Consider the following 20164-nt stretch of genomic DNA (forward strand, 5'->3'; position numbering starts at 1 on the left):
AAAATTATTAAGAAAATAAGGAGGCTATATGGAAAAAAGATGGTATAAATGGTATGACAAACAGGTACCCCATTCTATATATTATCCACCAGCGCCTTTAAAAGATTTCTTTAATTATTATGCTGAAAAACATCCCGACAAACCCTATTTAATAATTAATGACATTACACTACCTTATGGATTGTGCAATATTCTTGCTCGTAGGTTTGCAAATGTCTTATTGCGCATGGGGATTAAAAAAGGTGATCGATTAGCTATTATGGCTCCCAATGTGCCTCAATATATACTGGCTGAACAGGCATGCTTCAAGATTGGCGTCATTGTTGTTCCGGTAAATCCTCTTGCTACTGTGCCTGAAATAACACACCAGCTCAAAGACAGTGGAACTGAAACTATTGTTGTAATGGCTGCTTTTGCAAAAGGGCCAATAGAAATATTAAAAGAAAAAACCTCGCCACTTAAATATGTTATCACATTTCAGATTAAAAGCATGCAAGTTGAGGTGGAAAAAGGAAATGGTATTTATGATATGGATGCACTTGTTGCAGATTCATCAGATGAAGAACCTGATGTAAAAGTAACATGGAGCGATACTGCGCTTTTACAATATACAGGTGGTACAACTGGTGTTTCAAAGGGCTGTAAATTGTCCAACTACAATCTTGTTGCTATAGCATATCAGGATGTGTGCTGGTTTGCACCTCTTTTCAAGCAAGGTGAGTTGCGTACGTTAGCGGCTATTCCTGTGTATCATATTTTTGGATTTAATTGCAACATTAATGTTAATCTGGTTAATGGTGGGGCCATTATTCTTGTACCACAACCAACAACTGATAATATCTTAGAAGCAATTAATAAGCATGAACCCAACTTTTTTGCTGCAGTTCCTACTATGATAATTGGATTAAATCAACATCCGGATACACCAAAATCTAAGATACGGTCTATTAGAGGAATGATATCAGGATCTTCACCTCTTGCAGTTGAAGCCATGAAGAAGTTTGAAGAGTTATCTGGTGCAAAAATCATTGAAGGCTATGGATTGTCAGAAACCTCTAATGTGTTAACCTGTAATCCACTCTTTACACAAAGAAAACCCGGTAGCGTAGGCCTGCCATGGCCGGATAATGATATAAAAATTGTTGATCTGGATACAGGGACTAAAGAATTGCCAGCAGGTGAAGCTGGTGAACTGATTGCAAAAGGTCCTACAATTATGTCAGAATACTGGCAGAATGAAAAAGAAACAGCAATAGCCCTTAGAGATGGGTGGCTCTATACTGGTGATATTGCCTATATGGATGAAGATGGATATATTTTTATTGTTGATCGTAAAAAAGATATGATTCTATCCAGTGGTTTTAATGTATATCCTCGTGAGATAGATGAAGTCATGTACACTCATCCAAAAGTTCTTAGGGCTTGTGCAGTCGGTATCCCTGATGAAAAGCGTGGAGAATCAGTGAAGTTGTTCATTGTAACCAAACCTGGAGAGACAATGACTGAAAATGAAGCAATTGAGTACTGTAAGGAACGGTTATCCCCATATAAAGTTCCCAAATGTGTTGAATTTATTGATGAACTGCCACTTACAGCAATAGGAAAACCTGACCGAAAGGTGCTCAAACAGCGGGAATTAGAGAAATTAAAAAGTTAATATTTAAATAATTTCATCATAAATTGCTTAAAACTTTTTTTGGATTAATCAATAGTGCTCCCCTCTGAGGGGGCACTGTTTATTTTTATATATAAGTTGATTTTCAGAAATCAAAAGTAGAAATAATTCTACTATTCAATTACTCCGCACATTATCTCTAAGTATCCAAGGTCACCTTTTACTGAAATGGGTTCATCAGTCTCAGGGTTATAGTTTAAGGGAGATCTTTGTTTTATTAGCACTTTGATAGGTCCATTTTCATACGCTGATTGTATCTCGGTTATATTTTGCTGTGACACAGTAAATTCCCTTGATGCTAAAAACTCAATAACCTTTTTTTGTGTGTTTGATAGATCTGTGTAATCATCTGTTGTTAATGGTATTGTTGCTTTTAACAACTTACCTTTCAGTTTTTTTTCACCAATACCCTCAAAATTCCAGGTAAAGGTTGTATCAACAGGTTTTGAAAAATTAATTCCTTCTATAGCGCCAAGCAACGTAATGAGTTCATCAATTTTTTGCGCAACTGTTTTTAAACGCTGGTACTGTTGTTTTGCACCGTTAAATGATAAAATCCCATTATCAATTTTTACATCTTTAAAGACCACAGTTTCACCTGAGCTTAATGTAAGTATAATATCCTTTCCCTTTATAGACCATGTGCCATCGGTGAAAAGCCTCCCGCCTAACAATGCAGAAAATCTTCTCTCGTTATTATCCACTGAAAAGCTTATCTCTTGATAGTCACCTTAAATTGCTTCCCAATCACCCAGAATGTCTTTTTCATTAATGGCGCTTTTTGTACATCCTGTCATAACTAAAGAAATGATCAAAATACAGTAACTTAAAACGATAATAATTTTATTCATTGTTTACCTCCTTTATGTTTTGCCATATCAACCAGTGAAAGATACCGCTGACGTAGGCCTGTATTGTTAATATACATCCATGCAATGTATTTTGATGATGACTCAATCATAACATCAGCGTTGTTTTTTAGCAATAACTCCATTGTATGTACTGCGTTCCCAAACACTGCGTACATCAGCGGTGTACAGCCATGATTATCGCGGGCATTGATATGGCAGTTTTTTGCAAGTAACAGTGAAGCAATCTCAACATTATCAGTATATGCAGCAATCATAAGAAGCGTTGTGCCGGCTGCATCTCTGAAGTTGCAATCTAAGAGCTGGTTAATAAAATTTTTTGCTTCACTATTGTTTTTAGTATAGATAGCTATTGGTAAATTCCCATTGTTGTTTGATTTTCCATATTGTGCTTCCAACCAGAAACGAGTTTGCCATCTATCTCTGTAGGAAGCATATTCCATCTGCTGGTAACTTTCAAGCTCAGAATATTTTTTTTCAATAGCAACGGCTATGTTCATAAGCTCTTTTGAAGAACACTCGGCTGCTAATGTATTAAAAGCTTCTTCTTTAAAGTAACTATCGCCCAGACCTTCTATAAATGTTTGTATAAGCTCTTTTTTTGACGGTGAGCAATAAGTCAATGGAGATGGCACACCCCATTGTGATAATGGGATGCAATCAACATAATACAACACCTGTGTGGTGGAGAGCACATCATTTTTAGTATTGTGAAATTTATTGCTGATAATTTCCTTTTCATTGTCAGAGATTTTTTGAAAGGTACTATCGCCAATACTAAATGAAACAATTTCGTGAATTCTTTGTTTGCCATCCCAACCATAGGGGAACATTGCATAGAGCACAGTGCCCACTTTAAGCCATTGTGTACTGGCAATATCGGGGATTTGAGGTAGCTCTAATGCAGAAATTTTTACCAGCGATTCATCCGTAATAGAATATTTATAGAGTAATAGCTGATGCACATATATATCACCCGGACTGTACATATACATGGGGATGATCTCTTTGCTAGGCTTGCTTAGCACATATTCACACAAAAAAATAAATTGTATTATTGAGTTTGTATCCTGGTGAAACGCTTAGCTTTGTATTTACTCTGCAACAACATCCACAAATGTAAAATGAACGGCATCTACCAGTCCGCGGTTACTCAACCTGAGCTGGGGTATTACCGGAAGCCCTAAGAGTGCCATGGTCATAAAAGGTGACACCAGTGTACATCCTAACTCTTTCCAGGCTTTTTCTAAGTTTGCAACCTTTTTTTGTACCACATCAACTGGCTCATCCGTTAACAAACCTGCAACAGGAAGTTCAACAAGTGCAAGTACTTTTCCATGGGCAACAGCAATCATCCCACCACCTGCTTGTATCAGCTCATTGCCAGCAAAAGCCATATCATCTTCATTGGTGCCCACAATCAAAAGGTTATGGGAATCGTGTGCAACGGTTGAAGCAACAGCTCCTTTTGTAAAACCAAACCCTTTAACAAAGCCAATGCCTTTTGTTCCGGTGGCCTTATGTCTTTCAAAAAGGGCAGCTTTTGCAATATCTTTTGTTGCATCCGGTGCTATGTTGCCATTGATAACAGGTACGGTTTCAACTACCTGTTGCGTTAGTACGCTTGCTTCCTGTATTTTAATAACACGAACGTTTACCTGCTTCTTGTCGCTTTTCAAAATAAAATCGTCTTTTGTTAATGTCTTCCCAACATTCACCGTGTTTTTTGACCAATCAGGATATGTTACCTTTTTGGCTGGCGTAAGTATTTTGCCATCTTTTGCAACAAGCTTACCACCAATAATGACAGCTTTTACGGTTACCTTGTAGAGGTCAGAAAGAAGTACTATATCAGCCACCTTTGATGGCGATACGCTGCCAAAATCCTTGCTCATCATAAAGCATTCAGCAGTATTTAAGGTAACCATTTCAATGGCGGTGACTGGGTCAACACCTTCTTCAATGGCTCGTTTCAGTATATGATCCAAATGTCCCAATTGGATGAGAGTGTGCGGATGTGTGTCGTCACTGACAAGAATGGCAAAGCGGCTATTAATTTTGTGATGGGTAATGGCTTTTATAACTTCTTTTAAGTCGTGCCAGGCAGAGCCTTCACGAATCTTTGCATACATACCAAGACGCATCTTTGCAAGGGCATCTTCAGCACGCACTGATTCATGACATGAGCGTACACCGCTGGCAACATATGCATTGAGCATAGCGCCCGTGTCGGGAAGGGCAAAGTGACCGGTAACAGGTTTTCCTGCTTGTAATGTAACTTCTATTTCTTTGTGTACTTCAGGAACGCTGTTAAAAACACCAGGGAAATTCATTAGCTCACCCAGCCCGGCAATGCCATCCCACTGCATGGCCTGTGCAATTTCACGTGCGCCAATCACTGCCCCTGCATCTTCCAATCCCGGTGCAGAAGGTACACAAGAAGGAACGGTTGCATATACACGCAGGGGCACATCTTTTGCTTCATCAAGCATAAGCTTAACACCTTTAAGCCCCAATACATTGGCTATCTCATGGGGGTCCATAAAGATTGCCGTAGTACCATGTGGCACCACCGCATTACTGTACTGACTTACGGTGAGCATGCTGCTTTCAACGTGGATATGGCCATCCATGAAACCCGGTGCAATAAAATGGCCTGTTGCATCAATTATCTCAGTTGATCCCCCAATACAATGCTTTGCATCGCCCACAAGTGCAATGCGTCCTTTATACATTGCTACGTCAACATGTTCCTGTAATTCTTTGGTATTGACATTTACCAGTGTCCCGTTTTTGATCACCATATCAGCTTTTCGGCGACCCATAGCCACATCAGCTAATTCCATGGTTATGTTTTCTAATGGTATAAAGTCCATACTGTGCCCCTTTGAAAAGTATTGACCATTTTTTGAAGTAGCTTAAATTATATAATCATACATTCACTAAATATGTATGCTGCAACAATTCTATCAAATCCTTTCAAAAGCTTTTGTAATTGTTTCGTCAGAAGGCTTTTTTGTAAACAGGCTAACAAGTGGAACAACAACAAAAGGTGCAAGCATCCCAGCGCTTGAAGCTATAGGTGATAGGTTTGCACCTAAATAGAAAAATAGGCCTATTGACGTTACCAGTCCTGTAATCATACCTGCATAGACTCCTGCAAGCGTTGTGCGCTTCCAGAAAAGCCCGTACAGGTACGGTGCCATAAATGCTCCTGCCACGGCTCCCCATGATAGCGACATCAACGTAATGATAATGGCAAATTCATATCGTGCAATGAAATATGAGATAATAATAAAAAGAGCACTCAAAAAGCGCATCATTGCCACAGAGTTTTCTTTTGAAATTTGCGGATTAACATGCCCTTTGTACAGGTCAATGGCAATAGCAGACGATGATACCAAAACCAGCGAAGAAAGTGTGGACATGGATGCTGATAATATTAACAGTAGTATAACTGCCATAAGTGGTTCGGGCAAATTTTGTGTCAAAAGGTCAGGGATGAGCCTGTCAAATGCAGGCTTGCCATCAATTGCCGGAACAGCATCATAAAATATGTGCGATAGTGACCCGGTATAATAGGCACTAACGCCAATAATGGTTGCAAATATACCGGTGACTATTGCCGCTTTTTTTATTAAATCTTCACTTTTAATGGCGTAGAATTTCTGCACCATCTGCGGCATGCCCCAGACTCCAAACGATGTCATGAAAATGAGAGCACCAAGCAGTAAGTATCCAGGATGCTTGTCAGCTGGTATGTGTAGTGGGTATTTCTGGGCAACCAGTGCAATGCTTTGTGCTATACCACCACTTTTTGCTGAAAGCACTAACACCATAGTGATAGCTCCGGCAATCATAATGATTCCCTGTATAAAATCGGTTAAGGTAATGGCAAAGTACCCCCCTAAAACCAGGTAAATACCGGTAATGCCTATCATGATGATTAGTGCTAAGTCATACGAGATATGGAAATTAACTTCAAAGAGATGTCCTAAACCTTTAAATACTGATGCAGAATAGGGAAGTAAAAAAATAAAAATGATAATTGCAGCAAACATCTTGATGTATGTTCCATTGAAACGTTCCATTAAAAATTCGGGCATTGTCATGACATCTAAATTTTGTGTCATAATGCGTGTACGTCTACCCAAAATAAGCCATGCAATCAATGAGCCAAAAAGAGCATTTCCCACACCAATCCAGATAGCATCAAGCCCAAAAACCCACCCCAATTTGCCGGCAAAACCAATAAACAATACTGCCGAAAAATATGATGTGCCATAGGCCAGCGCCGATACCCATGCGCCAATAGTTCTTCCCCCTAAAAAGAAGTCCCCCAGGGTGGAAGTTTTGCGCATGCCCCAGACTCCAATAAAAACCATTAACACTAAAAAGATGGTAAGTAAAGAAATTGACCACATTGCCAGTTCTCCTTTTATATATAGAATGTAACGACATACACCACAATTTAGGATTGCTATCGTATTACAACAAAAGGAATGTAGGTATTTTTATATGTTACAATGGGATGTCAATGATAAAAAATCTTGTGGTAGTAAAACAAAAGGCGCCTTTTTTAAAGCGCCTTTTGTTTTCTTTCATTATTCATTCATTGTATACTGGCCTTTTAATGCATATACGTGGTTATTCCACACTTTGTTGAAGTTTTCATCATCAAGGACAGGTTTTTTGATCATCTTCAATATTAACTCATTTTGTTTGTCGGTGTTCTTTTGGCCAGTGTAAAGACGTGTTGCATAGGCTGAAAAATCGCTTACAATAAATTTGAAGATTTCATCAATTATCTCATCTTCAACATTGTAAATCTTCTTGTTTTCACAGATAAGCTGTGTGTACGGTATAAGCGTGAAAAGCTCGCCAACTGTCAGCATGTAATCAATATTCTTGGTCTGCTTTTCATCGGGTGTTCCCTTAACAAGGAAATTTTTAAAAGCTTCTATCTGTTCCATGAATACTTCTAAATTTTTACTCTTGATACCTTCATACGCTTTGCGGTAATCATGGAACTGTATGGAGCCCAATCCTTTTGTTGGTCCCTGGTTGAAAAGGAAGCTGTCATTGGATGGGTCATCGCGCCGTGGCACTTCAGGGTAGTCTTTTGGTTTGAACATGAAGTTTTGTAAAAACTTTACAACCAGTGCCATGTTAACATGGGTGGTTCCCTCTAATTTAGGTAGCATGCCAATATCCCGAATTGCCATTTCAAAGTATGTTTCCTGTTCAAAGCCGCGTGCTGCAATTACCTCATGCAACAGCCCAATAACCTTTTCACCTTCCATGGTAACTTTCATTTTCTGGATAGGATTGTATAGCAAATACCGGCGGTCATTTTCATTGGCGCTGCGCATGTAATCACAGGCCCGTAATGCAAAAAGCTTCATGGCTACAAGCCGTGCGTAAGCCTCGGTAAAAATCTTTTTCACATGGGGAAAATCAGTTACGTACATATTGTAAAGATTACGGTTTGCGGCGTGGTCTATAGCTTCATAGAAAGCATGTTCACAGATGCCAATGGAGGCCCAGCCCAATTCGTACTTGCCAACATTGACCGTATTGAGTGACGAATCCCATGCATGATTGCCTCGTGACAGGATATCTGCTTCGGTTATGGGATAGTCATGGAGAGCAAACTCTGCAACATACGCCTGACGAACACCAGAAGTACTTATCTTTTTAACGCATTCATAGTTGGGATGTTTGGTATCAACAACAAAGAATACATATTCACCGGTGTCAGCCATTTTACCAAAAACTGAAATGAGCGCTGCTGCATTACCATTACCAATGTAATACTTATCACCTCGAGCTAAGTATGTACCATCACCTTTTGGGTAGAGCATCATGTCGGTGCTGTAGATATCAGCGCCATGCTCTTTTTCGGAAAGGCCAAAACCAAAGATGCCACCATCTTTTAACAGTTTTGCAGCTTTGTGCTTTACCTCTTCATTTTGTCCCATCCAGATTGGGCCTAAACCTAAAATGGTAACCTGCCAGGTGTACCAGTAGCACAGGCCATAAAAACCTAAGATTTCATTAAACTCTTCAATTCGCCACATGTCCCAGCGACTATCGGGATCACCATATCCTGATGGAGTCAGCAATGTGGCAAAGGCCTGTTCTTTCTTGATGAATTCAAGAAAATCATCATACCATACTGCTGCTTGATCATCTTCCTTAATCTTTTTTAAACCTTTTTTTTCAAAAAACTCAATGGTTTTGAGCATTAAGTTTTTTGTTTTTTCATCAGCATGATGACGATTGTACTTTTTTGGATTAAATAACATTGTTCCCCCTATTCACCTGTAATATATAAGGGAACTTCTAAAAAAATATTTTTTAGGATGTTCCCTTGTGTGCACAATATATATGATAAAACAGCTTTCTATCATATAAATAATTTTGGTCGAAAGCCGTTTTTTTAATGTGCCCATAATACAAATTGGTATATACTTGAAAGTATTATTATTGTATAGTATAGCACTACAGTATATATATTGGTCAACAAAAATAGTATGTTTTTTCCAGTAATAATTCCTTAAAAAAATTTTAATGAATAAAGTGTACACCCCCATCGCCTTCGGCGTTGGAGTGCACATTATTTTATATTTTGTTCAATTTTCCACATTTATGAATAATTGATGTATTTTTTTATTATAATATAGTCAGTTATCTTTTCTTTTTACAAAGTTCAAAAGTGAATTAATCGGGGAAATAATAAAAAATGGAAATATTGCTTTACAAAATAATTATTATATGCTAAAATGCAAAATAATTTTACAAAAAGAGTTTTTTTATGATCAAAGTTTATACAAATTCATCATACAGTGGATATCTTTTCAAGGATCATGAACAGTATTTTTTTGAGTATTCTCCAGAATCCTTGCACCAAATTTCTCTCGTTATGCCTCCAACAAAAAGGATTTATTTACGAAAGCATTATTTACATCCTTTCTTTGAAATGTACCTTCCTGAAGGATATCTCTATGAGTTGTTCAAACAATTATTAACCAAAGAATATGGCAAAATTGATGATTACTTATTATTTGAATACCTTGCACCTAATATTAGTGGTAGAGTTACTTTTAAAACAGAAAGCAACGTACTACCGTGTGATACATGTCCTTCATTAGATGAGCTAATTATGTATGATTCAGAGGACAGTTTTATACAACTTCTCAAACGTTTTATGAATAAAAATGCAGTTGCAGGGGTACAGCCAAAAACAATAGCGATAGTGACTGATAAAGTACAGCTTGATAGCCGGGAATATATAATTAAAACCTGGGGACAGGAGTTTCCGTATTTAGCAGAAAATGAATATTTTTCAATGCAAGCACTACAAAAAGCTGGTGTTGTAATTCCCAATTTGTACCTATCAGCAAACAGACGCTTTCTTATAGTGGAAAAATTTACCAATGAAACACAAGGACATGCTTATGGTTTTGAAGAAGTACTGGGCATTATTGGGAAAAATAGGATACATAAATATGATGGAAGCTATGAGCAGGTTGCAAAAGTTATATTTCAAGCAACAAGTAACGATAATTTTTCCATGATTCAATTATATAAAATGATAGTACTGAATTTTATATTGAAAAATGGCGATGCTCATCTCAGAAATTTTGGCGTATTGTATGAACCTGATATGACAAAAATACGTGTATCACCCGCATATGATGTAGTAACAACAGTTGTGTATATGTATAAAGATAAACCAGCACTGACATTGTTTGGAAGAAAGGTATGGGCGGGACTGGATGAATTAAAAAAATTTGGGCAGAAGTTTTTATTTTTATCTGAAAAGGAATGCAAGATGATTATTGAGGAGTGCAGGGCATCTGTGAAAGATACTATAACTGAAATAAAGGAATACATTTTTAAGAACAAATCGTTTGCACAAATGGGGAAAAGAATGATCGATGTGTGGGAATTTTCTTTAACACAAACCGAAACTATAAAGGAGATGCCTGGTGACATTATACGAAATTGGGAATGAGATAAGAAAGATTAGGAAACAAAAGAATATGACTCAGGAAATGCTGTGCAAAATTGGGGGTATAAGCAGACCAACATTGTCAAAAATTGAACAGGGACAATTTGGCACTGTGAGTGTCAGAGCACTTGATAAAATTCTAATGGCTATGGGGTATGAGCTATCCTTACAGCCCAGAAATATTGTTGGCCTGCCCCCTTTGCAAGATGATTAAATGGGGGTGTCCCCAAAGACATCTCTTTACAATGACTTTTGCCCCTTCCGTCATTGCGAGGCACGCAATGACGAAGCAATCCCATAGTTGCGAGCGCCGCAGGCGCATGGCAATCTTGTCTTGTCCAATTGAGATTGCCACACTCCGACATGTGGTTGCTGAGTCTGTCGAAGAATGGGCACTGAGTCCCGCCAAAGTACGGTTTCTGAACTCTTAGAAGCACTCAGTGCAAGCGCTACGCTCGCAATGACTTTGCATTTGCGTCATTGAGATTCCCACTGTTTGTTTTAGGAGACCATCATCAAACATCTGTAAACCATCGATATGATTAAACGAAAAATAGAAAAAATTCTTAAAGAACTTGTAAAACAATCCCCGGTTGTCACTATAACAGGACCGCGGCAAAGCGGGAAAACAACATTATACAGGCATGTTTTTAAAGATAAAGAATATGTCAATCTTGAGGCACCGGACATCAGACGTTTTGCCATTGAAGATCCACGTTTACGTTATGCCCTTTAAAAACATTCCTGAATTGTTGCACTGTATAGATAAAAAATAAAAGAAAGATGTTGTTGACCTGGCGGTACATTATTGTCATCATGAACCAGATGAAAACTATTAGCCTGGGATGGTTGTTTTTATGATTTATAAATCAAGAGAAAATGACATAACCAAAATAATTCAGACATCATCGTAAGCTGATAGAGTTAGATGTATATAATTACTGGTTATGAAGATGATTATGTGACCATGAGGAAATAGATATGAATTGTCCTTTATGCAAAGGAGATATAAAAAATAGGTTTACTTGTGTATTGATTCAGAGAAATGAATACACTATTGCGATTAGCAACGCACCGGCAGTAGTGTGTGGCAATGTGGTGATAAATTTATAGATATTAATAGCAGCAGAAAAATTGAGCAGTTACTGAAAAGGGTAAAGTCTGAAGGTGTAAAAACGGGGCTTAATGATTTTTCTAAAGCTGAGTGAAGAGGGTAAATTTTTTATAACTTGTTTAAGGTGAATATATGAAACGAGCACTCATTACAGGCATTACCGGTCAGGATGGTGCATATTTGGCAGAGTTGCTTTTGCAAAAGGGATATACCGTTATTGGTGGATTCAGGCGGCTCAGCACGCCGAATTTCTGGAGACTTGAGGAACTGGGTATTCTTGATAAGATTATCATGGTAGAGATAGACATGCTTGATGCCGGCAACCTGGTGCGCGTAATAGAAAAATATAAGCCCGATGAAGTCTATAACCTGGCAGCGCAGAGCTTTGTGGCACACTCATTTGCAAACCCTGTACTCACCGGTAACGTCACCGGCCTTGGTGTAACCAATATCCTTGAAGCAATCCGTATTGTAAATAAAGACATAAAGTTTTATCAGGCATCAACATCCGAGCTTTTTGGCAAAGCGCAGGAAACGCCGCAAAAAGAAACAACGCCGTTTTATCCCCGTAGCCCCTATGCTGTGGCAAAGCTGTATGGGCATTGGATGACAATAAACTATCGCGAAGCCTACGGCATCTTTGCTTCCACGGGAATTCTTTTCAACCATGAGTCACCATTACGGGGCATAGAGTTTGTGACGCGAAAGATCACGGATGCTATCGCCAAAATATACTGTGGGAAGCAGGATTACTTTGAAATAGGCAATTTAGATGCAAAGCGCGACTGGGGGTATGCAAAAGAATTTGTTGATGGCATGTGGCGTATTTTGCAAGCACCAAGCCCTGATAATTATGTGCTTGCTACTGGTGAAACACACTCGGTACGCGAATGGGTTGAGGTGTGTTTTACCTATATTGGGAAAACTATTGTGTGGGAAGGCACGGGCGTGGATGAAGCTGGCAAAGACTCAAAAAGCGGTAAAACACTGGTAAAGGTTAATCCTGAGTTTTTCCGCCCAGCTGAGGTGGATTACCTGGTGGGCGATGCAACAAAGGCAAAGAAAGAGTTGGGCTGGGAGCCAAAGGTAAAGTTTGCAGAGCTTGCACAAATTATGCTTAAGCGCGATATAGAACGAAATAGCTAAATGACTATTTTCCACTCAAATTGAAAATAGTCTTGACTTTTTCCCAGTTTATTGTAAAAAAGTCATTATGATTAAAAGAAATATACAAAGCTTTTCGTTAGCAGTTTTATCTGAATACAATAAAATGTTATTTATAAGTGGTCCACGGCAAAGCGGTAAAACAACTTTTGCAAAACATTTATTGGAAAACTATTACGGATTGTATACCAACTGGGACGTGGTTACTGATCAGAAGCGTATTATTAATGATCCGTACTTTTTTCAGAATGAAAACAGGGATCCAAACAGTAAATTCCTGATTATTTTTGATGAGATTCATAAATACAAAAAGTGGAAGAATTATATAAAAGGGTGTTATGACGCATTCAACAGTGAATTTAATTTTATCATTAATGGTAGTGGGAGGTTGGATCTTTTTAAAAAAGGTGGCGATAGTTTATTTGGAAGGTATTTTGCAATAAAATTATTCCCGTTTACTTTAGGTGAATTGGTATATCCTGAGATAGATTTTGGCAGGTTCAATGAAGGTTTGCAGCAGGGTTTTAGTAGCAACGATTGTTATGCTATCTATCAACGGTTATTTTCATATTCTGGATTTCCTGAACCATATATAAAAAGAAGTGATAGTTTTTATACTATATGGAGTAACGAAAGAAAAAAGACGCTTATACGTGAAGATATACGTAATGCGTATGCTGTAAAAGATATATCAAATATTGAAATATTAGCAGCATTGCTCCCATCAAAGGTGGGATCTCCCCTATCAATAAATTCATTGCGGGAAGATGTAGATGCTGCATTTGATTCAGTAAAAAAATGGCTCTTGATATTGGAACAGTTTTATTATGTTTTTTTTATACGTCCATATTCAAAGAATGTAGCGCGTTCAATAAAAAAAGAGCCAAAAGTGTATGTCTATGATTGGGTGGAAATAGACGATGATGCAGCACGATTTGAAAATATTGTAGCGTTTCATCTGTTTAAAACGGTGAATTTATGGAATGATACAGGAAAAGGTAGATTTGATCTGTATTATTTACGCGATAAAGATGGAAGGGAAGTTGATTTTCTTGTAACAAACAATAACAGGCCTTTTTTCATGGTTGAGTGTAAATATGCTGATGAAGAAATATCAAAAAATCTGCTCTATTTTCAGGCTAAAACAAAAACACCATACGCAATACAGATAGTGCATAAAAAAGATACAATGAAGAAGCTACAACATAATGCAATGGTTCAATATGTTATTTCCGCCGACAGATTTTTGCAATACCTTTGCTAATAATCAGTAAAAAAATGGAATTACTAAATCCAAAATTGCAGCAAAAATGGAATTGACAATTCCATAAATTGGTGTTACTATGCCACTATGATATTTATAGAGCGTTTTATACAACCTCCTACAACCAGTTTTTTTCTTTTTGGTCCTCGTGGAACAGGTAAGTCGCTGTGGATAAAGAATACGTTTGCAAATTCTTTATACATAGATCTTCTTGACCCGGAATATTTCAGGATTTTTACAGCATATCCAGAGCGAATAAAAGAATTAATGAATGCTCAACCACAAAAAAAAGATATTATTATAGATGAAATACAAAAAGTATCATCTCTTTTACCATTTGTTCATTCGTTAATTGAAGAGAAAAAAGGATACCGTTTTATATTAACCGGTTCAAGTTCACGGAAGCTTAGGCGCAGTGGGGTTGATTTGCTTGCTGGTAGAGCACTCAATTATACCATGCATCCTTTTTTGCCAGCTGAATTAGGAGATCATTTTGTATTGGAAAAAACATTACAATATGGTTTGGTACCGCTTGTTTATTTTTCTGAAAATCCTGAGCAAACTTTAGCTGCATATGTATTGCTTTATATAAAAGAGGAAATACAGGCCGAAGCATTTATACGGAATATTCCCGCTTTTACACGTTTTTTAGAAGCATTGAGTTTTTCACATGCTCAGGTGTTAAATGTAAGCCAGGTAGCTCGTGAATGTATGGTTGAGCGCAAAACAGTAGAAGGGTATTTAAAGGTTCTGGAAGATCTTCTATTGTGTTTTGCAGTTCCAATTTTTTCAAAAAGGGCAAAGCGCAAATTAATTAGCCATACAAAGATATATTATTTTGATACCGGTGTTTTTAAACATTTACGACCAAAGGGTCCACTTGATAAACCGGAAGAAATTGAAGGGCAGGCACTTGAAGGGCTTGTGGCGCAATCTTTGCGTGCATGGATACAGTATAGAAACAAGGGAAATGAGCTCTATTATTGGCGTACAGTTTCAGGACTTGAGGTTGATTTTATAGTATACGGCCAGGAAGGGTTATTTGCTATTGAGGTGAAAAATGCAACAACCATACATCCAAGCGATTTGAAAGGGTTGCGGGCTTTTCAAGATGATTATCCAGAGGCTCAGTGTGCATTAATATATAGAGGCAAACAAAGGCTAAAAAAGGATACTATTATATGCATCCCGCTGGAAGAGTTTCTTTTATCACTTCATCCAGCTAAATTAATGATTGAAATTTTATAACGATGTGTTGTGTGCTGATATGAATAGATTTTAACAAATAAAAAATTATTTTAAGGATTATACAATAACCTCTGACGAAGTTAAAGCGATAGCCGAGAGTGATTCAAAGGAGGAAAAAAATTATTTTAAAAAAATATTGTACAATTCAAGCGATACGCTGGCTGATATGATGATTTTCAAACAGAAAGAATGAGTGATAAGTGATTAGTGATAAGTGATGGGTGAAGAGTGATAGGTGAAGTGATGGTTATTAAAGATCTGGATGTGTGGAAGGAGTCAGTTAAACTTGAGAAAAAAGTGTATAAAAGACTAATGTCATGTTTTTTGTTTGTTTGGCGATAGTTACTGTGAAAAACCTGGGCAGGGAAATCCCCTGAAACTGAGAGGACGAAGCTGTCCATTTGTCACCGCAAGTGGCGTAAGCCCCGTGGCGGTCTCTTGTTGCCGTAATGTCATTGCGAACGAAGTGCTTGCACTGAGTGCTTCGACGAGCTCAGCAACCACTTGTCGAAGGGAAGCAATCCCAATACCACGAAAGGCGAGATTGCTTCGTCGCTGGCGCTCCTCGCAATGACAGGGTTGCATTACTATAAATCAAAGAATGAAAAATTTAATTGTAAAATCTATGACTTAAAAATATACTATTCTACATAGAGATTTAATTGATGGGGGAGGGCCTGTGAAAAAACTACCCATAGGCATACAGAGTTTTGAAAAGAAAACAATAGGTTATAATTATTTACACAAAAAATATAATTGGAGGTGAAAAATGTTAATACATACTTTTACAGCAGTAATTCATAAAGAAGATGATATTTATGTTGCTGAGTGTCCAGAAGTTGGAACTGTAAGTCAAGGATATACAATTGATGAAGCAATTGCAAATTTAAAAGAAGCTACCGAGTTATATCTTGAAGAATTTCATATAAGAGATTTCCCGAAAACTCTTTTAACTACCTTTGAGGCAGCTATTGATGCATAAGCTAAAAAGAATTTCTGGTGAAGAAACAATAAAAAGATTAGAAAGATTTGGATTTCAACGAGTGCGTCAACGAGGTAGCCATGTTGTTTTGAAAAAGCAAACATTGGAAGGCGAAATTGGTTGTGTTGTTCCATTACATAAAGAATTAGCAATTGGAACTCTGCGCGGTATTTTGAAACAGGCAAAGCTAACAGTGGAAGAATTTATGAAGGATAGTAGTTAATATATCAGTAAACGTAAGGTATTAGATTGCGTACATATTTGTAAAGTTCTATAGATAGAGTTTAGCAAAGAGCAAAAGGATTTGGTGAGCTTCGAATACAAGCGTGATGGGTGATGTGTGATGGGTGATGTGTGATGGGTGATGAGTGATGGGTGAAGGGTGATGAGATTGCCACGCACCTGCGGTGTTTGCAAATGATAGGTTGCATTAGTTAATTACCGCGGGAGTGCTTTCAAAGGAGAAAAAAGCTTAATGGAAAAAATAAAAAGACACTTATTACAGTTAGAACAAAAGCAGAAGATATACAATGTGCTACGGAATGAATTGCAATATAATTCAAATGTTCTTTTTGCGTATGTACATGGTACTTTTCTTTGCAATTGCCCTTTCAATGATATTGATGTAGCAATTTATGTAGAAACTATACCAGATTCGGTGCTGCAATACGAGCTACAAATGGAATACATATTAATGGAAGCTATTGGGTTATATCAAGTGGATGTAAGGATTTTAAACAAGGCGCCGTTGGTTTTTAAATATGGAGTTATAAAAAATGGAATGCTTTTGTTGTCTAAAGATGAAGAAAAAAGAAACTGCTTCAAGGAAGAAACTATACGTGATTATCTGGATTTTTTGCCTTATATAAAAAGGTACAGAAAAGAGGTTCTGTGTGTTACTATATAATGAAGAAAAAGTAGCAAAAATATTTTCAGAAATTAATGCTGCTCTAAAACTTCTTGAAGATTTAAAAGCTCTTTCGCTTGAGCAGTTTAAAAAGGATGCACATAAAATAGCCAGTGCAAAATATAATTTTATTGTTGCAATAGAGGGAATGATTGATCTGTGTAATCATGTAATCACAAAAAATAATTTTAGAGAGCCTAATGATTACGCTGACACATTTAGGATTATGAAGGAACAAGCGCTCTTTGATGAATCATTTACTGCAGTTCTAATGCAGATGGCGCGATTCAGGAATAGATTGGTTCATATTTACTGGGAAGTTGATGTAATTGAGTTGCATAACATCATTCAGAACAAGTTGAGAGATATTTATGAATTTCAGAGTCGCTTTAAGGATATTATTAAAAGGAAGTGATGAAAGACGGGATTGTCACGCACCTGCGGTGCTCGTAATGACGGAAGGTGCAAAAGTCATTGCGAACGAAGTGCTTGCACTGAGTGCTTCGACGAGCTCAGCAACCACTTGTCGAAGTGAAGCAATCCCAATACCACGAAAGGCGAGATTGCTTCGTCACTGGCGATTCTAACAATGATGGAAAAATCGTGATGGATTTATATATGATCAATAAAGATCTTATTGAAGAAATAATTGCAAATGGTAGAATTATATGGCAAAAACATGCCCTGCAGAGGATATTTGAAAGGAATATATCACGAGACAGTGTTTTAAAAGCAGTTTTAAAAGGTGAAATAATAAAAAATTATATCGATGACAAACCATTTTCTAGTTATTTAATGGCATATAATGACAATGTAAAAATTATACATGCTGTTGTGTCGTTTGATATTGAAAATAAAATTTGTTATATTATAACTGCATATTATCCTGATGCCGATCATTTTGAAAAAGATATGATTACAAGGAAAAAATAATGAAAGAAAAATTTTACTGCCCGCTGTGCGGCGGGGAAAAAAATGAAGGGTACACCACCTTTACTGTGGAATTAGAGGATGGTATTGTGATTGTGCGGCATGTGCCTGCTATAGTGTGTGGGCAGTGCGGGATGGAATGGATTGATGATAAAGTGGCAGAACTATTGGAAAGAGTTGTTAATGAAGTAAAACATAAAGGGACAATTATTGAAGTTAGAGAATTTTCAAAAATTGCAAGTTGAAAGAAATACGTTTTAAGGCTTATGTAAATTCGGGATTGCTTCGTTGCTAGTGCTCCTTACAATGACGGGATTGCCACGCACCTGCGGTGCTCGTAATGAGGGGGTTGCATTACTATAAGTCAAAGAATGAAAAATTTAATTGTAAAATCTATGACTTAAAAATATACTATTCGTTATAATGATTTAATAAATAAAAGGAGTACCTGTGAAAAAACTACCCATAGGCATACAGAGTTTTGAAGAAATAAGAAATGATGAATATTACTATGTAGATAAAACTCCCTTTGTTGCAAAACTTGTAGGTGAAGGTAAATATTATTTTCTATCACGCCCAAGGCGTTTTGGGAAATCCTTGTTTCTGGATACATTACGGCAGGCGTTTTTAGGAAAAAGGGATTTATTCAGAGGGCTATACTTAGAGAAGAATTGGGATTGGGATGTTAAATATCCGGTTATATATATCGATTTTGGAGGAGTGGTAGTAAAAAATTCTGAGAATTTAATAGATTATATTGCAAAGCAACTTGAAGAAAATAAAAATAAGCTTGGTGTGATGTGTGAAAAAAACGATGATTATAATTTATATTTCAGGGAACTGATATTAAAGACTAATGAGAAGTACAAAGAAAAAGTAGTAGTTCTTATAGACGAGTATGATAAACCAATATTAGATAGGATTGAAGACAAAGGAGAAGCTGCAAGCATACGAGAAGTTTTAAAGAATCTTTACAGCGTACTGAAACCCCTGGATGTGTATTTGAAATTTGTTTTTTTAACGGGAGTATCTAAATTTTCAAAGGTTTCTTTATTTTCGGGGTTAAACCAGCTTAGAGATATTACATTAAGCAAAGATTACTCTGCCATTTGCGGCTATACCCAATCTGAGTTAGAGGATGTTTTTGCCCGAGAGTTAAAAGGAGAAGATTTGGAAGCAATTAAATGCTGGTATAATGGGTACTCGTGGCTTGGTGAAAGTGTTTACAACCCCTTTGACATCTTATTGTATTTACAGGAGAGGAAGCTTTATCCCTATTGGTTTGAGACGGGTACACCAAATTTTTTAATTAAGCTTTTGGTACAGAAAAGATTTTACATGCCAAACTTAGCAGAACTGGTGGCATCAGAAAATCTAATTGGAAGCTTTGACGTGGATGCCATAGAGCCGGAAAATTTGCTTTTTCAGACGGGATATCTTACTATCAAAGGATTTGAGCCTATTCCTAACGGGTATCTGTATTATTTAACATATCCAAATAAAGAAGTTAGAATATCCTTAAACAATTATAGTATAAGTTATCTTACACAGAAAGGGTTTGAAGCAACACGGTTAGTAGCAAATCTTATTAAAGGTTTAAAAGAAGGTAAAGTTGAAACTTTTAAAGATATCTTAAAGTCACTTTTTGCGAGCATACCGTATGAGTGGTACAGGAGTAATGAGATAGCACAGTATGAAGGGTATTACGCAAGTGTGGTGTATAGTTTTTTGGCAGGTGCTGGCTTTGATATGGTGGCCGAAGATTACACCAGCAAGGGGCGAATAGATTTAACGATACTGTATGAGGGAAGATGTTATATTTTGGAATTTAAGGTAGTGGAGATAGAGCCGGAGGGTAAGGCATTGGCGCAGCTTGAAGATAAGAAGTATGCAGAAAAATACAGAGGGAAATTTCAGGAAATATATTTAATAGGGATAGAGTTTAGCAAAGAGCAGTAGGATTTGGTGGGATTTGAGTGGAAGCGGGAAGAGTG

The 20164-nt window shown here is 37.2% G+C and carries 19 protein-coding genes; 14 read left to right on the plus strand and 5 right to left on the minus strand.

Features of this window, described 5'->3' with window-relative positions:
- Window positions 1-28 precede the first annotated feature (28 nt).
- Window positions 29-1657, plus strand: coding sequence for a long-chain fatty acid--CoA ligase (locus tag AB1444_13835; GenBank protein ID MEW6527732.1), 1629 nt, complete (start codon window positions 29-31; stop codon window positions 1655-1657).
- 131 nt (window positions 1658-1788) lie between these two features.
- Here AB1444_13835 and AB1444_13840 read toward each other — a convergent pair whose 3' ends face one another.
- The 5 genes from AB1444_13840 to AB1444_13860 all read right to left on the minus strand — a co-directional run bounded on the left by AB1444_13840 (window position 1789) and on the right by AB1444_13860 (window position 8852).
- Window positions 1789-2379: a hypothetical protein gene (locus AB1444_13840; protein MEW6527733.1), complete on the minus strand. Its 591-nt coding sequence runs from the start codon at window positions 2377-2379 to the stop codon at window positions 1789-1791.
- A gap of 143 nt (window positions 2380-2522) precedes the next feature.
- Entirely contained in the window at window positions 2523-3539 is a 1017-nt protein-coding gene (locus tag AB1444_13845) for an ankyrin repeat domain-containing protein (GenBank protein MEW6527734.1), read from the minus strand.
- A 99-nt stretch (window positions 3540-3638) separates the two neighbouring features.
- Window positions 3639-5420: an adenine deaminase gene (gene ade / locus AB1444_13850; protein ID MEW6527735.1), complete on the minus strand. Its 1782-nt coding sequence runs from the start codon at window positions 5418-5420 to the stop codon at window positions 3639-3641.
- Between the two features lie 93 nt (window positions 5421-5513).
- Window positions 5514-6968, minus strand: coding sequence for a sodium/solute symporter (locus AB1444_13855; protein ID MEW6527736.1), 1455 nt, complete (start codon window positions 6966-6968; stop codon window positions 5514-5516).
- A gap of 180 nt (window positions 6969-7148) precedes the next feature.
- Window positions 7149-8852: an acyl-CoA dehydrogenase gene (locus tag AB1444_13860; GenBank protein ID MEW6527737.1), complete on the minus strand. Its 1704-nt coding sequence runs from the start codon at window positions 8850-8852 to the stop codon at window positions 7149-7151.
- Between the two features lie 509 nt (window positions 8853-9361).
- Here AB1444_13860 and AB1444_13865 point away from each other — a divergent pair.
- The 13 genes from AB1444_13865 to AB1444_13925 all read left to right on the plus strand — a co-directional run bounded on the left by AB1444_13865 (window position 9362) and on the right by AB1444_13925 (window position 20129).
- The gene (locus AB1444_13865; GenBank protein MEW6527738.1) at window positions 9362-10564 is read left to right on the plus strand and encodes a type II toxin-antitoxin system HipA family toxin; all 1203 of its coding nucleotides are present in this window, start codon (window positions 9362-9364) and stop codon (window positions 10562-10564) included.
- Entirely contained in the window at window positions 10539-10775 is a 237-nt protein-coding gene (locus AB1444_13870; protein ID MEW6527739.1) for a helix-turn-helix transcriptional regulator, read from the plus strand. The genes AB1444_13865 and AB1444_13870 overlap by 26 nt, the downstream gene beginning before the upstream one ends.
- A 324-nt stretch (window positions 10776-11099) precedes the next feature.
- Window positions 11100-11297, plus strand: a complete 198-nt coding sequence (locus AB1444_13875; GenBank protein MEW6527740.1) for an AAA family ATPase — start codon at window positions 11100-11102, stop codon at window positions 11295-11297.
- A gap of 510 nt (window positions 11298-11807) precedes the next feature.
- The gene (gene gmd, locus AB1444_13880) at window positions 11808-12821 is read left to right on the plus strand and encodes a GDP-mannose 4,6-dehydratase (protein ID MEW6527741.1); all 1014 of its coding nucleotides are present in this window, start codon (window positions 11808-11810) and stop codon (window positions 12819-12821) included.
- Window positions 12822-12888: 67 nt separating this feature from the next.
- Complete coding sequence (locus AB1444_13885; GenBank protein ID MEW6527742.1) at window positions 12889-14103, plus strand: ATP-binding protein; 1215 nt, start codon at window positions 12889-12891, stop codon at window positions 14101-14103.
- A gap of 87 nt (window positions 14104-14190) precedes the next feature.
- Complete coding sequence (locus AB1444_13890; protein MEW6527743.1) at window positions 14191-15351, plus strand: ATP-binding protein; 1161 nt, start codon at window positions 14191-14193, stop codon at window positions 15349-15351.
- A gap of 769 nt (window positions 15352-16120) precedes the next feature.
- The gene (locus AB1444_13895) at window positions 16121-16333 is read left to right on the plus strand and encodes a type II toxin-antitoxin system HicB family antitoxin (GenBank protein ID MEW6527744.1); all 213 of its coding nucleotides are present in this window, start codon (window positions 16121-16123) and stop codon (window positions 16331-16333) included.
- Complete coding sequence (locus AB1444_13900; protein ID MEW6527745.1) at window positions 16326-16556, plus strand: type II toxin-antitoxin system HicA family toxin; 231 nt, start codon at window positions 16326-16328, stop codon at window positions 16554-16556. The genes AB1444_13895 and AB1444_13900 overlap by 8 nt, the downstream gene beginning before the upstream one ends.
- 252 nt (window positions 16557-16808) lie before the next feature.
- On the plus strand, window positions 16809-17240 hold the full coding sequence (locus tag AB1444_13905) for a nucleotidyltransferase domain-containing protein (protein ID MEW6527746.1): 432 nt from the start codon (window positions 16809-16811) through the stop codon (window positions 17238-17240).
- Entirely contained in the window at window positions 17227-17655 is a 429-nt protein-coding gene (locus tag AB1444_13910; GenBank protein ID MEW6527747.1) for a DUF86 domain-containing protein, read from the plus strand. The genes AB1444_13905 and AB1444_13910 overlap by 14 nt, the downstream gene beginning before the upstream one ends.
- 203 nt (window positions 17656-17858) lie before the next feature.
- Entirely contained in the window at window positions 17859-18173 is a 315-nt protein-coding gene (locus tag AB1444_13915) for a DUF4258 domain-containing protein (GenBank protein MEW6527748.1), read from the plus strand.
- Window positions 18173-18415, plus strand: a complete 243-nt coding sequence (locus tag AB1444_13920) for a type II toxin-antitoxin system MqsA family antitoxin (GenBank protein ID MEW6527749.1) — start codon at window positions 18173-18175, stop codon at window positions 18413-18415. The genes AB1444_13915 and AB1444_13920 overlap by 1 nt, the downstream gene beginning before the upstream one ends.
- Window positions 18416-18620: 205 nt before the next feature.
- On the plus strand, window positions 18621-20129 hold the full coding sequence (locus tag AB1444_13925; protein MEW6527750.1) for an AAA family ATPase: 1509 nt from the start codon (window positions 18621-18623) through the stop codon (window positions 20127-20129).
- The last annotated feature ends 35 nt before the right edge of the window (window positions 20130-20164 follow it).

It is taken from the genome of Spirochaetota bacterium (genome assembly GCA_040756435.1).
Lineage (GTDB): Bacteria > Spirochaetota > UBA4802 > UBA4802 > UB4802 > UBA4802.

Excerpts from the sequence above, each read along its gene's own strand:
- AB1444_13835 (MEW6527732.1), top strand. The coding sequence starts at position 29 with ATGGAAAAAAGATGGTATAAATGGTATGACAAACAGGTACCCCATTCT.
- AB1444_13875 (MEW6527740.1), top strand. The coding sequence starts at position 11,100 with ATGATTAAACGAAAAATAGAAAAAATTCTTAAAGAACTTGTAAAACAA.
- AB1444_13855 (MEW6527736.1), bottom strand. The coding sequence starts at position 6,968 with ATGTGGTCAATTTCTTTACTTACCATCTTTTTAGTGTTAATGGTTTTT.
- AB1444_13865 (MEW6527738.1), top strand. The coding sequence starts at position 9,362 with ATGATCAAAGTTTATACAAATTCATCATACAGTGGATATCTTTTCAAG.
- AB1444_13895 (MEW6527744.1), top strand. The coding sequence starts at position 16,121 with ATGTTAATACATACTTTTACAGCAGTAATTCATAAAGAAGATGATATT.
- AB1444_13890 (MEW6527743.1), top strand. The coding sequence starts at position 14,191 with ATGATATTTATAGAGCGTTTTATACAACCTCCTACAACCAGTTTTTTT.
- AB1444_13900 (MEW6527745.1), top strand. The coding sequence starts at position 16,326 with ATGCATAAGCTAAAAAGAATTTCTGGTGAAGAAACAATAAAAAGATTA.
- AB1444_13920 (MEW6527749.1), top strand. The coding sequence starts at position 18,173 with ATGAAAGAAAAATTTTACTGCCCGCTGTGCGGCGGGGAAAAAAATGAA.
- AB1444_13860 (MEW6527737.1), bottom strand. The coding sequence starts at position 8,852 with ATGTTATTTAATCCAAAAAAGTACAATCGTCATCATGCTGATGAAAAA.
- AB1444_13885 (MEW6527742.1), top strand. The coding sequence starts at position 12,889 with ATGATTAAAAGAAATATACAAAGCTTTTCGTTAGCAGTTTTATCTGAA.
- AB1444_13905 (MEW6527746.1), top strand. The coding sequence starts at position 16,809 with ATGGAAAAAATAAAAAGACACTTATTACAGTTAGAACAAAAGCAGAAG.
- AB1444_13915 (MEW6527748.1), top strand. The coding sequence starts at position 17,859 with ATGATCAATAAAGATCTTATTGAAGAAATAATTGCAAATGGTAGAATT.
- AB1444_13845 (MEW6527734.1), bottom strand. The coding sequence starts at position 3,539 with ATGTATATGTACAGTCCGGGTGATATATATGTGCATCAGCTATTACTC.
- ade (MEW6527735.1), bottom strand. The coding sequence starts at position 5,420 with ATGGACTTTATACCATTAGAAAACATAACCATGGAATTAGCTGATGTG.
- gmd (MEW6527741.1), top strand. The coding sequence starts at position 11,808 with ATGAAACGAGCACTCATTACAGGCATTACCGGTCAGGATGGTGCATAT.